9 protein-coding genes and 1 pseudogene are annotated in these 12,376 nt (G+C 43.3%); 3 read left to right on the plus strand and 7 right to left on the minus strand.

Going from position 1 to position 12,376, the window contains the following annotated elements:
- Positions 1 to 89 precede the first annotated feature (89 nt).
- The 5 genes and pseudogenes from H6G79_RS24910 to H6G79_RS24930 all read right to left on the minus strand — a co-directional run.
- A pseudogene (locus tag H6G79_RS24910) lies at positions 90 to 725 on the minus strand (phage terminase large subunit family protein); the annotation flags it as partial.
- A gap of 10 nt (positions 726 to 735) precedes the next feature.
- Complete coding sequence (locus tag H6G79_RS24915) at positions 736 to 954, minus strand: hypothetical protein (RefSeq protein ID WP_011316696.1); 219 nt, start codon at positions 952 to 954, stop codon at positions 736 to 738.
- Positions 955 to 956: 2 nt separating this feature from the next.
- Positions 957 to 1,205 carry a hypothetical protein gene (locus tag H6G79_RS24920; protein ID WP_190592732.1) on the minus strand — a complete coding sequence of 83 codons (249 nt, stop codon included), beginning with the start codon at positions 1,203 to 1,205 and terminating at the stop codon, positions 957 to 959.
- 8 nt (positions 1,206 to 1,213) lie between these two features.
- Positions 1,214 to 1,765 (minus strand): hypothetical protein, encoded by a 552-nt coding sequence (locus H6G79_RS24925; protein WP_045873788.1) that lies wholly within the window; start codon positions 1,763 to 1,765, stop codon positions 1,214 to 1,216.
- Between the two features lie 22 nt (positions 1,766 to 1,787).
- Entirely contained in the window at positions 1,788 to 2,186 is a 399-nt protein-coding gene (locus H6G79_RS24930; RefSeq protein ID WP_190592733.1) for a hypothetical protein, read from the minus strand.
- Between the two features lie 636 nt (positions 2,187 to 2,822).
- On the opposite strand from H6G79_RS24930, the gene drmD reads away from it, so the two are divergent.
- Positions 2,823 to 6,065, plus strand: coding sequence for a DISARM system SNF2-like helicase DrmD (gene drmD, locus H6G79_RS24935; protein ID WP_199334060.1), 3,243 nt, complete (start codon positions 2,823 to 2,825; stop codon positions 6,063 to 6,065).
- A gap of 37 nt (positions 6,066 to 6,102) precedes the next feature.
- Here drmD and H6G79_RS24940 read toward each other — a convergent pair whose 3' ends face one another.
- Both H6G79_RS24940 and H6G79_RS24945 read right to left on the minus strand, forming a co-directional pair.
- Complete coding sequence (locus H6G79_RS24940; RefSeq protein WP_190592734.1) at positions 6,103 to 6,639, minus strand: hypothetical protein; 537 nt, start codon at positions 6,637 to 6,639, stop codon at positions 6,103 to 6,105.
- Positions 6,640 to 6,657: 18 nt separating this feature from the next.
- On the minus strand, positions 6,658 to 7,212 hold the full coding sequence (locus H6G79_RS24945; protein WP_190592735.1) for a GNAT family N-acetyltransferase: 555 nt from the start codon (positions 7,210 to 7,212) through the stop codon (positions 6,658 to 6,660).
- Between the two features lie 90 nt (positions 7,213 to 7,302).
- On the opposite strand from H6G79_RS24945, the gene H6G79_RS24950 reads away from it, so the two are divergent.
- Complete coding sequence (locus H6G79_RS24950; RefSeq protein WP_190592736.1) at positions 7,303 to 11,319, plus strand: Eco57I restriction-modification methylase domain-containing protein; 4,017 nt, start codon at positions 7,303 to 7,305, stop codon at positions 11,317 to 11,319.
- Positions 11,316 to 12,374 carry an AAA family ATPase gene (locus H6G79_RS24955; protein ID WP_190592737.1) on the plus strand — a complete coding sequence of 353 codons (1,059 nt, stop codon included), beginning with the start codon at positions 11,316 to 11,318 and terminating at the stop codon, positions 12,372 to 12,374. The genes H6G79_RS24950 and H6G79_RS24955 overlap by 4 nt, the downstream gene beginning before the upstream one ends.
- The last annotated feature ends 2 nt before the right edge of the window (positions 12,375 to 12,376 follow it).

Genomic DNA, 12,376 nt, shown 5'->3' on the forward strand with positions numbered 1-12,376 from the left:
CCTCTAAACTATCACTAACTGTCTCAAACCCTTATGGCTCCGTTTTTACGAAGATATCAAAGTTTTGCCTCAAAGCTTTGAACAATCTGGCTTTGGAGTTTTCGGACAAGTCTATTCAGATCGACCGATGGTTGAGATTCCAAATTCTGGGCGTAATCAATCGCCTCTAATTTACCCAAAATCAGAACAGCAGCAGCCCCAGTTGGTATCTTCTCCTCAACTTTCGTACCATCGGTTTTGCGGTATCCCCAATAAAAACTATTATTTCCAGAAGCCGCTTCTAGTAACACATCCAGCGAGTTGAATTTAACTATCTCCAGTGCTGGCATATAATGAAGGCGGTAAAATCCAGATTTCTCATTAGCCTGCATTCTGGATATTTCACCCCGCAATTGCTGTCCCCACAATGCCGCCGCTAACTGTCGCCAGCCTGTAAGAGTAGGCGCACCCTCTACTGAGGAGTAACTGGACAGATGGTCTATATTGTAGTCAGTACGGGAAAGCTTTTCTAAGTACACTTCTCGAATTTGGGCAACTTGCGCCTTTACTTGCTGTACCTCCGATATCTGATTACCTGGAATTTGTTGCTTCCATCCAACCATTAATGCAACCGCCCCAATAACAGACAACGCACTAACAGTCGAACACACCGTCCACAAGGTAACATTTACTTTTTGTCTTCTTCGACTTGGTTGTTTATTTCGTACAGGTGTAGGAGTAAACATAATTTACCCCTCACGTATTATCAACAACCAACTGCAACTGAGGGCGCTTGTTTAACTCGCGTGCGATCGCAATTCCTGCACCACCCACAACTATCCCGGTTAGTAGTAACAGAGGGTGCAAGGCAAGCGTGGCCCCCACTCCCAATAGCTGTCCTACCATCCCAGAAACACCCAGGTTCATCAACAAACCACCCGCAGTGTTAACCAAAAAGTCAAATGCTGCACTCATACTTACTCCCTGGTAAACCAAATAACTACTAGTGCCAGAATGAAACCAACTAATTCACCTATGCCTACACCCACCAAAATTGGCTGGATGCTGTAAATCTCCTGTTTATCCTGCGTTGGGGGAATCGTTACCCATGTCCCAACCACAGTACCAGCTACTACCGAAAGTAAATTTATACCAACTGCTTGGGTAGATGTTTTTCTCAAATTAAGTAAACTTTCATCCCGTATTCGATAACAGATGGGTAGCATCTGGCTAACTATTTCTTCGGAGATTGCCCGGTTTTCGGCTGCGAGGACTTCAACTGTCTGGGCTGCGGTGTCGATGTACCGACCAACAGTGGATGAGTCTCTTCCCCCCAGTTCACCTTGCCGAAAAAATCGTTATCAATGCGCGAATTGATTCGCTCTTGCGCCTGGTCGTAACCAGCCGCAACGGAAGTATTACCTTCAGCCAGCGAACTACTGCCATGAAAAACAAATTCTTCTAGAGCAAGTGTGGAAGATTCAAGCACCACTTTATGGCGTAATTCTCCTAACTGAATACCCCTGTCTGCATCCCGGTACAGTATTCCTACAAAACTATCGGGAGAAGCTTGTTCTGGATCTACGCCAAATCGTTGTTTAATATACTCGCGCTTGTCGAACTTATGTTCGCCTACTTCTGATTTGCGATCGCGCATTGCAATCAAGTGCTGGGCAGCTTCTTCCAAGGACATACCTTCACGAGAAGCTATCTCTTTAAGTTGAACTAATTGCTGTTCGATTGTTTCGTCAAGCGTATCATTTGGCTGTAAAGCTAAATCTAACAACCGACAGCAGGTACGTACTACATCAGGCGACACCTGCAAAGTCTCTGCCACTTTGTTGATATGCTTCATTGCGCTCAATTCTCCTAACTACTGATTGCACAATTGGGTTGTTTTTTTCTTCATCAGATATATGCTTGGTCAAAAAGTTATAAAGGGTTAAGCCATTGACTTTTTGTAAATAAGCATCTAAGCCACCAGCAGGAATTACTTGCTGTAAATATTCCTTATACGTCAACCGCCGAATTTTGGTAGCAACGTAGAAAACATCAGCAATCTCAACTGTTGCTGCATCAAAATATCCTCCCCGCTTTCGCGGTTTTACTATACCGGCATAGGGATACCACTTTTGTAAAGCAGAGATTGAAATCCCGTATCTTTCGGCAAGTGTTTTTTGGGTGTAGATAACGTTTTCACATATCATCAAACTCAATTCCAAGTGAAAGACAACATCAATGAGAAGCGAATTAAACTAGTAAATTACTAAACTGTTTGTAGATTAGAAAATAATTTACCAAATATGCCAGTTTAGTACAGGTATAGCTCAACTCAAATACATTTATAGTTCAACCTAGCTCCAAATAAACTGCACACTAGCCAAGTTACATACTGCCTGTTGATAATGCAAGCACGTTTGTATATATGAGTAAAAAAATGAAAAAACAACTTTTTTGAGAAAAAAGCACTCTAACAGAAATTCATAGCCAAAAGTGAAATGATTTACATCAAAATCAACTGTTACTTTTCTATCTGTAAAGTTTCAGGTTTAATCTTGTAATGCCAAAATTTTAATAACTCCAAATACAGGATGTTTGTCAAATCTTGAAGTTATTTGATTGCAAGTTGCTAAAACAATGGGTTTGATAGCAAAATGCCACGCTTTACCATAGTCTGAGATTAAAATATAATCGTCTGATATTGCTGCGTTTCACGGACAGCTAGTGGTAAAATTTATAACTAACACTAGGTGAGAAGTCCGGTACTTTAGGTGTGTATGCTATGGCAGCAATGCCTTTCGGATGATAAAACGCAAAGTGCCATTGTACTTATGTAGGACAAAATGCCAGCAATCAACCTTGAAGCCGGACAAATCGTTCGGGTACGCTCCCGACAGTATCTTGTAGAAGATGTAGTTCTTGGGCCGTCTGCTGAGGAAGACACCTTAGTTCGCCTTTCGTGTCTAGATGACGATGCACTAGGAGCTCCTCTGGAAGTTTTGTGGGAGAGAGAAGTTGATGCTCAGTACATAAGTGCAACTAATTGGGATGTAGTTGCCAGCCGAGGATTTGACGATGCACGGCTATTTTCTGCTTATCTGCACACATTGCGTTGGAACTGTGTTACCTCAATAGACCCAAAATTATTTCAAGCACCTTACAGAGCTGGAATTGAGGTAAAAGCTTATCAGCTAGAGCCGCTACGTAAAGCTTTACTGATGCCTAGAGTGGCTTTGTTTATTGCTGATGATGTTGGTTTAGGAAAAACCATTGAAGCTGGGCTGATCCTGCGTGAAATGTTGATGCGCCAAAAAGTGAGGCGCGTGATCATTTCCTGTCCCCCATCGGTGGTACGACAATGGCGCGATGAAATGGAGAGCCGATTTGGACTCACTTTTATGATTTTTGATCGGGAGTTTGTTGCCTCCCGTCGCCAAGAACGTGGCTATGGAATTAACCCTTGGACAACGCACAACCGCTTTATTATTTCTCATGCGCTACTCCGAGATGAAACCTATGCTGCACCATTACGTGATTGGTTAGGTGATTTTTCTGCTGCATCAATGCTGATACTTGATGAGGCTCATAACGCCGCCCCAGCAAGTGGTGCCAAATATGCTGTTGATTCTCAACTGACACGAACTGTCCGTGACTTAGCACCTCGGTTTGAGCATAAGCTGTTTCTGTCTGCCACTCCCCACAACGGCCACTCTAACAGCTTTGCCGCATTACTAGAAATTCTTGACCCACAACGGTTTTGTCGAGGCGTACCCGTTCGCAACCCAAAACTACTTGATACTGTGATGGTAAGGCGATTAAAACGCGACCTCCGGGAAATAGGAGAAGATTTTCCTAATCGCCAAGTTATTCCCATAGTTATTGATGGGCTACCTGCAAATGCTCCAGAGTTAAAGCTGTCTCGATTGTTACAAGAATATCGCCAACTACGTGAGGAGCGGTTAAAAGATACATCCAAATCCACTCAAAAGTCAGCGATGCTTGTTGTCACTTCTCTGCAAAAACGCCTACTCTCCTCTATCGAAGCATTTGCTAGAACTTTAAAGGTGCATCGTACTGCAATTGAAAAGCAAGCTGCTTCTACTTCTAATACAACTAAATTGTCACGTAATTTACCGCTACTATGGGAACCTCCAGGTGCTGATGATGACCGCGCTGAACTGGACGAAATAGAAGTACAGGCAGAAGAAGATGCTCAGATGATAGCAGCGACTAGTCAAGTTACGACCTCTGCACTTACAGCCCGCGAACTAGAACTACTAGAAGAAATGTCTGAGACTGCAAATGCTGCACGTTATCAGCCAGACCCCCGCATCAAAGAACTAGAAAATTGGATTCGTAGTAATCTGTGTCCAGATTTGGGCGAACCAGGGGCTACTTGGAATGACCGCCGAGTAATTATATTTACTGAGTATACAGATACAAAACGTTACCTCCAACAACAATTAGAAGCGTTGATTGCAGGCTCAGACCGAGAGCATGAACGTATCGATGTATTTCATGGTGGTATGAGCGAAGAACGTCGAGAAGCAATCAAACTTGCTTTTAATACTGACCCGTCTCGTCATCCTCTACGTATCCTTATTGCCACCGACGCAGCACGGGAGGGGGTAAACTTACAAAATAACTGTGCTGATTTGTTCCACTTTGATGTTCCCTGGAATCCCAGCCGTATGGAACAGCGCAACGGGCGGATTGACAGAAAACTGCAACGATCGCCTATTGTTCGCTGTTACTATTTTGCACTGCCACAGCGAGCCGAAGACCGGGTACTAGATATCTTAATTAAAAAGACAGCAACCATACAAAAAGAACTGGGTAGCCTTTCCCCAGTAGTAGAGAAGAATTTATCAAGATTGCTGGAAGGGGGTATTCGCCATGAACAAGCAAATTCAATTGCTGAGGTGATCAAAAAAGTAGACCAGTCTGAAACTCAAGCCAACGCTTTCTCCCAAGTAGTTGATGAAGAATTGGAGGAAATTAGACTCAGGAAAGAGCAATTGGTTAACCAAGTGGCACAACTTCAAGAAATGCTCAAAACTTCGCAGGATTGGTTGGGATTGGATGACCGCCATTTTCGGGATGCTATTTCCGCTTCCTTGGAAATTTTGGGAGTCAGTTCCCTTGCACCTGTGGATGCTAATGAGGCAGCTAATGACCCTACTACTGCACGTTGGATAGTACCATCTCTTAACCAACGCTTGGGAGCAGACCCCACCTGGGCTAGTACCCTTGATACCTTAAGAATACCGCGAAAACACGGTCAAAAACCTTGGGAATGGCGGCGGGAAGCTCCTATTCGTCCGGTAATTTTCCGTGACTCTGGTACTTTGGATGGCGATGTAGTTCACTTGCATTTGGAACACCGATTGGTACAGCGATTGCTGGGACGCTTTTTATCGCAAGGTTTTACCCATGATGAATTAACTCGTGCTTGCGTGTGTCTCACGGATGAACCTTTACCCAAAGTGTTAATTTTAGGACGTTTATCTTTGTATGGCGATCGCGCTACTAGATTACATGATGAAGTAATTGCTGTGGCTGCGGAATGGTCAGACCCAGTAACTAGAGGGCGTAAAAAGTTACAAGCTTTACCAGAAGGACAAAAGGATGATGTTTTAGCTTTACTGGAAACTTCCTTGGCTTCTCCCCGGTTGCGAGAGGTTCCCGCATCAGTGAGACAACGCTTATGCCAAGCTACATCTCAGGACGTGGGAGAGTTGACACCACATTTACACAAACGCGCCGAGGTGCTAGCTGAACGCGCTAAGAAAAAGCTGACAGCCAGAGGACAAAAGGAAGCTGAGGAAATGAAGAAGATTTTAGAAGAACAACGCGATCGCATTCTTAAAACTAAACAAGAAACCGAACAACCCCTACAGCTTTCATTATTTCCTGAAGAAGAATTGCGTCAGTTAGAAGCAGACCGTCGCCATTGGGATAAGCGGCTAAATATGTTAGCCCAAGAGTTGGTACGCGAACCAGCACGAATTGAAGCAATTTATGAAGTGAAGGCAGTACGGGTAGAACCTGTAGGTATAGTTTATTTGTATCCAGTTAGCGGTTAGTTGTTAATTTGCAGTAATTGATTCTTAAATCTATGACTTATGCTGAAATTTTTTCAACAGAAACTTGATACATAATTGTCTCTTTTAACGAATCTGCTGCAACTGCTGCAATAGTTTCCCAATCTTCTTGTTTCAACAACACCGCCAGCAATTCGCGCAGTATCTCTCGATTAGAGATAAACTCTTCCCCGTAAAGTTCATCTTTTCCCAAAACAATGAGTATCTGTTCTCTGACTTCTGGTGTAGGTAGTCTTAACCTTTGAAGTAATCTATCTCTTGCAGTTTTTACCGCAATTTTTGTAGCTGTTCCTAAATTCCAATTATTCAGCAGCAACCGCACTTCTCGATTAAGAGAAACTCGTAAAGTTGTTAAACGTCCTAAAAGTTCAAAGTTAAGCATGAGGTCGCCAAATCCAGAACCCCAATCCAAGCCAGCACCAATCTTACCACCTACTTTATCTTCTGCTTCAACAGCTTTTTTCAACCATTTTTCATCAAATAATAAATCCATCGGATTTACTGCATTTTCTTGATTAAAAATGCTTTGAATATAATTAGGTTCTTCCTGATTCATTAACTTCACCTCGCTACCTTATTCAGAAGAACGGCGAACTCCATACTCAAAATAAACTAGGTCTTCGTAATCTTCATCCTCTCCTAAATCAATCATCCCTTGATTATCATAAAATTCTTCTGCTCCTGGTAGCGAATGCAACCCAACTCTACCCTCATAACCTAGTTCTATACTGCGGTTTCTGGCAAATGCTAAGAGTGCAGTACCAACGCCTTTTAATTTGGGCGGGCGTTGAATAAATTCCCGGTTCCAAGGCGCAGAAGCAATTCCATCAATGTATACTAACCGTTTACCCTCACTGATACGCGAACCGTGCATTTGAGTTTCAATCAGCATTAACCCTTGAGTTTTGCCTTCGTACTCAATTGCATAGCCTTCGCGGTTTGGCTGTCTGTGAATAACGAACTGAAGTTTAAACTCCCAGTCCCAAAATTTATCTTCTTGTGCGTACAATCTTAATTGTTCTTTCCACTCTGAGGCATAATCATTGACGTGCTTTTGCACTAATTCTACTAAATCTGCTTCCACGGTCATGCTATCTTGACCGCGAATTAGTTGTATTTTTGTTCGCATCGCACCAATATCATGTGCATTAGCAGACTTTGATGTTATCAGATAAAGTAAACAAACTGTACCAGACTCAAAGACCGCAAAGGAGAAACGATGGCAATTGACCCAGAAATCACCAGACACAAAGAGTGGTTGGGTTTTCTCCAGCCTGTAGGGTTGGTGGTATCTCCCCCGGCGTTGGTGAAGGCGCAGGCGGTGGTCAACCGGAATGTTGTAGATTTGCAACAATCTTTGCTGGCTGCGGTTGATGAAGATGGCTTGATTGCTGATTTTCCCGCTTTTACGGTCAATGTATTAGGTTGGGCTGAGAGTGACCTTGTTAAACCATCACCAGAATATGAGATAGCTTTACCTGATTACAGCGAAATTCTTGCGCCTACCTATATTGTCCCTGACCTAGATAGCGACAAGCCGCAGATTTTGGTGCAAATAATTTCTCCTGGTACTGAGTTGGATGTAGTCGCACCAGAATTAACTAAGTCTAGCAGTGGTTGGCACGCCAGCCCCCAGGCTAAATTTGAGCGGTTGCTGCGGGAGACGCAAATACCCATAGGTTTATTGTGTAATGGCGGGTTGCTGCGTTTGGTGTATGCGCCACGGGGCGAGTCTTCTGGACATTTGACCTTTCCAGTGCAAGCGATGTGTGAGGTGTCTGGAAGGCTGATTTTAGGGGCGATGGAAATGCTGTTATCGGCATTTCGGGTGTTTAGTGCTACTACAGGTCGTTCTTTAAAAAATTTGTTGGAAGACAGCCGTAAGTACCAAGCAGAAGTTTCTACAACCTTGGCTAACCAAGTGCTGGATGCTTTGTGGGAACTGCTGCGTGGGTTTCAGATGGCGGATGCGGCAGTTGATGGTAAGTTATTAGGTGAAATTGCTGCTACAGATCCACAACACATTTACGGTGGATTAATCACTACGCTGATGCGACTGGTGTTTTTGCTCTACGCTGAGGACGAAGGGCTAATGCCACCAGACGATATTTATCAGCGTAACTATTCTGTAACTGGCTTGTATGAACGGCTACGTGAAGATGCTGGAAACTACCCCGACACGATGGATCAGCGTTATGGGGCGTGGGCATGGCTGTTGAGTTTATTTCGCTTAGTTTATGATGGCGGCGGACAAACACCAGAGTATTTACCAGCACGGCATGGTCAGCTTTTTGACCCAGATGAATATGCGTTTTTGGAAGGTCGCCCACGCAGTAGTAAGTTTCTGGCGGGTCAAGCAATCGAGCCTCCGCGAATACCCGATGGGGTAATTTATCGGTTGTTAGAAAAATTACTAATTTTAGAAGGGGAACGGCTATCTTATAGATCCCTAGATGTGGAGCAGATTGGCTCGGTATATGAAGGCATTATGGGTTTTGCTGTGGAACAGGCAGAAAGTCCTAGTATTGGAGTTTACAGTAAACCCAAGGGATCAAAGGTTTCTACAACGGTGGTAGTTGATGTAGCAGCGATTTTGGCAGCGAAATCGGGCGATCGCCAAAAGTTACTCAAGGAATTGGCAAATTGCGAAGTATCAGGTAATGCTCTCAAGGAACTGAAAGCAGCGCAGTCATTGGAAGATATAGCGATCGCACTAGGTCGGAAGGTATCACGGCAAACACCAAACTTATTGCCTGTGGGTTCGCTGTACTTGCAGCCAGGGGAAGAACGCAGGCGTTCTGGTTCGCATTATACGCCCAGGTCACTGACTAAACCGATTGTGGAAACAACGCTGCGTCCGGTTTTGGAAGCGTTGGGAGAAAAACCGACTGCGGAACAGATTTTATCTTTGAAAGTTTGTGATTTGGCGATGGGTTCTGGTGCGTTTTTGGTAGAAACCTGTCGTCAATTGGCTGAGAAGGTGGTGGAAGCGTGGGAACGCGAGGAAAACGATACCCGCCTGGGAATGGGAATTATCGATCGCAACCAGAATGCGACAATTAGCAATTATAGCAAAGAAGAACCTTTATTAATTGCGCGTCGCTTGGTGGCGCAACGGTGTTTATATGGTGTGGATAAAAACCCGTTTGCAGTGAATTTGGCGAAGTTATCTTTATGGTTAGTGACGCTGGCGAAGGATTTACCGTTTACATTTCTTGACCATGCCCTCAAGTGTGGGGATTCGCTGGTAGGGTTGAAGAAAGAGCAGATTGGTTCTTTTGGGAAGGATGCGACTGACGATTTACCGCTATTTGTATATTTAAAAGAGCAACTTGACCGTGCGCGTTCTTATCGGGCGGAAATTCAGGCGTTGGATACCCGCAGTGATGCTGATGATGACCAAAAGCGGGATTATTTATACAAAGTAGAACAAGAATTGTACCAAGCGCGGTTAACGGGGGATGTGAGAATTGCGGCGTTTTTTGAGGGAAGTAATAAGAAGCAGCGAGAGGAGAGAGAAACTGAGATTGCAGAATTAGTGAGAAGGTGGCGATATCACCAAGCTGATACTGAGAGTTTGGAGGAAATTGCTAGTAAGTTGCGGAGTGGAGATAAGGGGATTATTCCATTTAACTGGGATATTGAGTTTCCAGAGGTTTTTGATAGAGAAAATCCAGGGTTTGATGCAGTTGTTGGAAATCCACCGTTTGCAGGTAAAAATACAACCATTAATGCTCATGCACCTGGTTATCAAGATTGGTTAAAAGAAGTTTACCCAGAGTCTCACGGTAATTCTGACCTTGTGGCGTTTTTCTTCCGCCGTGCTTTTGAGATATTACGTGAGGGTGGAACTTTTGGGTTAATTGCAACAAATACTATTGCTCAAGGTGATACTCGGACTACCGGATTACGTTGGATTTGTCAGAATAAAGGCACTATTTATAATGCTCAAAAGCGGCTGAAATGGACAGGAATTGCAGCCGTAGTTGTGAGTGTAGTTAACGTTTTTAAAGGAATTTATCAAGGATTAAAATTTTTAAATGGACGAGAAGTTCCTATAATTTCTGCATTTCTATTTCATACAGGCGGGAATGAAAATCCAGTGGTGTTACTGGCAAACTCAAATCAAAGTTTTCAAGGAAGCACTGTTTTGGGTATGGGTTTTACCTTCGATGATTCAAAACCTGAGTTAACATCTCTTGAGCAAATGTACTACTTGATTGAGAAAGACCCCAAAAATGCTGAAAAAATTTTTCCGTATATTGGTGGTGAAGAAGTTAATAGCAACCCGACTCATACACATCATCGCTATGTAATCAATTTTGGAGAAATAAGCGAGTATGAGGCACAACAATATCCTGATTTAATGAAAATCCTAGAGGATAAAGTTAAACCTGAACGATTAGCACAAAAAGATAAAATTGCTAAAGAAAAGTGGTGGCAATTTACTCGTCCTCGAACTGAATTATATCAAGCTATTGCTCAATTAAATCGTGTACTAATAACAAATAGCCAAGCATCTACTCATCTATCATTCATTTTTTATAACTCTAATGTAGTATTTGCCAATAGCCTAAATATTTTTCCCTTTCAGGAATATTCTAATTTTACTGTCCTTCAATCACGTATTCACGAAATTTTTGCACGTTTTTTTAGCTCATCAGTGAAGGATGATCTACGTTACAATCCTTCCGACTGCTTTGAAACCTTCCCCTTCCCGGAAAACTGGGAAACTAACCCCACCCTAGAAGCTATAGGCAAAGAATACTACGAATACCGCGCCGCCTTAATGGTTCGCAACAACCAGGGACTAACCGACACCTACAACCGCTTCCATGACCCAGAAGAACGCGACCCTGATATCCTAAAATTACGCTCACTGCACGCCGCAATGGATAAAGCCGTACTCGAAGCTTACGGCTGGAGTGACATCCCCACCGACTGCACCTTCCTGCTAGACTACGACGATGAAGATGACGAAGAAGAAACCAGCAACGGACGACAGCGCAAAAAACCTTGGCGTTACCGTTGGACAGAAGAAGTGCATGATGAAGTTTTAGCACGCCTACTCGACCTTAACCAAAAACGATCGCAAGCTGAAATTCTCGGCGGTAAAGCAGCACAAAAGAAACCCAAGGCTAAAGCTACTAAGAAAAAAACAACCAAAACTAAATCTAAAAAGGTTGGGGACACTACACCAATAATACCGGGATTTGATGTGGAGACTAGCTTATGAAAATTCAATCCCTACAGCTAAAATATTTTAAAAAATTCCGGTCTTCTACATTTGATTTTACAGATCCAGAAACTGGGTTAGCGCGAGATATTATTGTTCTCATCGGCATGAACGGTGCTGGGAAAACAAGTCTTTTACAAGCGATCGCCGCAACTCTCGGTACAGCAACCGGACGCTTAAAAGAACCTTCCGATTTAGAATGGGCAGGTTTTAACTATGAACTGCTTGGAAGTAACTGGGGAGCATTTGAGCCGGAGGTGACTGTACAGGTGCAGTTTTCATCTAGTGAACTCGAAGCTGTGCGGTATTTTCAACAAAAGTTACGAGAAATGGGTCGTGATTTGCAGCCTCCTGCTGAAAAGCATATTGTTAACCTTAAATGGCGAAACGGGCGTGTTCAAGCAGATAGTGCTGCGGAATTATTTCAATTTAAAGGACGAGAATACGCTAAACAACTACTCCGTGCTGAAGGATTTTCAGTATTTGAGCGAGTGGGTACAATTCTTTGGTACACAGAACAGAGAACATCAACTAGCCTGACTACAGAAGACCCAGATCGCAAACTAGAAATTACAGAAGACCTGTTGCGCGATCGCCTTTCTAAGTGGCGACAATTCCATCAAGATGTAGAAACGGGTAGAATTCAGTATCTACGGCAAGGACAAAAGGATTTATACGCCGAAATTGAACGGGGTTACAAAGCAGTCTTTCCAAAACGCAGTTTTGAAGGCCCAGTTCTGCGAGAGAATGTGGACGATATCTTAAGTGAACCCTGGTTTTATTTATACGACGGTAAAAACCAGTATGAAATTTCTGAGATGTCCGGTGGTGAACGGGCAATTTTTCCAATGCTGGTGGACTTTGCAAGTTGGAATATTCACAACTCTGTCATTCTGATTGATGAAATTGAATTGCACCTACATCCACCAATGCAACAGGCATTACTGAGAGCTTTACCCAAATTAGGCACAAATAATCAGTTTATTATTACAACCCACTCTGATTATATAGAGCAATTAGTGCCTGAAGCATATATTATCCGGCTAGAGGTGTAATT

The organism is Anabaena sp. FACHB-83, assembly GCF_014697485.1.
Lineage (GTDB): Bacteria > Cyanobacteriota > Cyanobacteriia > Cyanobacteriales > Nostocaceae > Nostoc_B.

Excerpts from the sequence above, each read along its gene's own strand:
- H6G79_RS24915 (WP_011316696.1), bottom strand. The coding sequence starts at position 954 with ATGAGTGCAGCATTTGACTTTTTGGTTAACACTGCGGGTGGTTTGTTG.
- H6G79_RS24920 (WP_190592732.1), bottom strand. The coding sequence starts at position 1,205 with ATGCTACCCATCTGTTATCGAATACGGGATGAAAGTTTACTTAATTTG.
- H6G79_RS24930 (WP_190592733.1), bottom strand. The coding sequence starts at position 2,186 with ATGATATGTGAAAACGTTATCTACACCCAAAAAACACTTGCCGAAAGA.
- drmD (WP_199334060.1), top strand. The coding sequence starts at position 2,823 with ATGCCAGCAATCAACCTTGAAGCCGGACAAATCGTTCGGGTACGCTCC.
- H6G79_RS24940 (WP_190592734.1), bottom strand. The coding sequence starts at position 6,639 with ATGAATCAGGAAGAACCTAATTATATTCAAAGCATTTTTAATCAAGAA.
- H6G79_RS24945 (WP_190592735.1), bottom strand. The coding sequence starts at position 7,212 with ATGCGAACAAAAATACAACTAATTCGCGGTCAAGATAGCATGACCGTG.
- H6G79_RS24950 (WP_190592736.1), top strand. The coding sequence starts at position 7,303 with ATGGCAATTGACCCAGAAATCACCAGACACAAAGAGTGGTTGGGTTTT.
- H6G79_RS24955 (WP_190592737.1), top strand. The coding sequence starts at position 11,316 with ATGAAAATTCAATCCCTACAGCTAAAATATTTTAAAAAATTCCGGTCT.